The following is a 1,395-nucleotide window of genomic DNA, read 5'->3' as shown; positions in this document are numbered from 1 at the left end:
CTGCGCCGCCGGCCTGGCCACCCCCACCGCGATCAGCGCCGCCATCGGCAACGGCGCCCGCCGCGGCACCCTCATCAAGGGCGGCACCCACCTCGAAGGCATCGGCCGCGTCACCGCCGTGGTCTTCGACAAGACCGGCACCCTCACCCTCGGCCGCCCCCTGGTCACCAGCGTCGTCACCCTCGACGAGACCGTCACGGCCGACGAGGTCCTCAGCCTCGCGGCCTCCGGCGAACTGCACGCCCGCCACCCGCTCGCCGAAGCCATCGTCCGGCGCACCGAGGAACAGCACCTGCACATCCCCATCCATCAAGCCTGCGAGGTCGTCCTCGGCATGGGCGTACGCGCCGAACTCGACGGCAGCCGCCTGCTGGTGGGCAGCCCCGCCCTGCTGCGCCGCCACGGCCTCGAACTCTCCGACGTCGCCCAGGAGTGGACGAGCCGCTTGCGCGCCGGCGGCGAGACCGTCATCTGCCTCGCCCACGACGACAAGCTCATCGGCATGCTCGGCCTCTCCGACGCGGTACGCGGCGGAGCCGACACCGTCGTCCGCCAGCTCACCGACCTCGGCGTCACCCGCATCGTGCTGCTCACCGGCGACGCACCCGAGACCGCCCAGGCCGTCGCCGACGCCCTCGGCATCACCGAGGTCCACGCCCACGCCCTGCCCGAGGCCAAACTCCAGCTCATCCGCGACCTCCAGGCCGACGGCCACAGCGTCGCCATGGTCGGCGACGGCACCAACGACGCCCCCGCACTGGCCCTCGCCGACGTCGGCATCGTCATGGGCGCCCACTCCTCCCACGTCGCACTCGAGACCGCCGACATCGCCCTGGCCGGAAACGACCTGCGCAATGTCGCCGCCGTCGTCGAACTCAGCCGCCACACCCTGCGCGTCGTACGCCAGAACTACACACTCTCCATCGGCGTCAACCTCGCCGGCCTCATCGCCGGCGCCGGCGGCTCCATCAACCCCGTCCTGGCCGCCCTGCTCCACAACACCAGCAGCATCGCCGTCGTCGCCAACTCCGCCCGCCTCGTAGGACACACCCCCCACCTGCCGAGCGACACCGCCGCACGCCTGCGCGCCGCACCACTGGAGCAACGGCGCGTGCGCTGATCCGAGCACGCCGTCGGCCCGCCGGACAGCCGACGCCTCCCCTTCGTCGGCCTGAGTTTCGCTGCCCCTTTCTGGAACCGCCCCCTCGGTCAGGCGGCCCTACTCGCGCCCCCACTCACACATGAGCTACCGTTCATATGGTTATGGCTTTCATTTTCACATAACCTGGATTTGGCGCGGCACTAGGGGGGTGAACGTGGTGTGAGCGACCTGACGACCCAACAGCGGCCTACCCGGCAACGCTCGGCCCTTCTGGAAGCTCTCGCGAACTGTCA

General features: G+C 70.8%; 1 protein-coding gene. It reads left to right on the top strand.

The window, feature by feature from the left end; all coding sequences use genetic code 11:
• Positions 1 to 1,120, top strand: a 1,120-nt coding sequence (locus tag ACP4J3_RS50655; RefSeq protein ID WP_426545054.1) for a heavy metal translocating P-type ATPase, incomplete at its 5' end; no start/stop codon positions are given.
• Positions 1,121 to 1,395 lie beyond the last annotated feature (275 nt).

Origin of the sequence: Streptomyces sp. UG1 (assembly GCF_049974585.1) — a bacterium.
In the GTDB taxonomy this organism is placed as follows: Bacteria; Actinomycetota; Actinomycetes; order Streptomycetales; family Streptomycetaceae; genus Streptomyces.
Note: the sequence above shows the minus strand (reverse complement) of the source record. Positions and strands in the feature narration are given on the sequence as shown.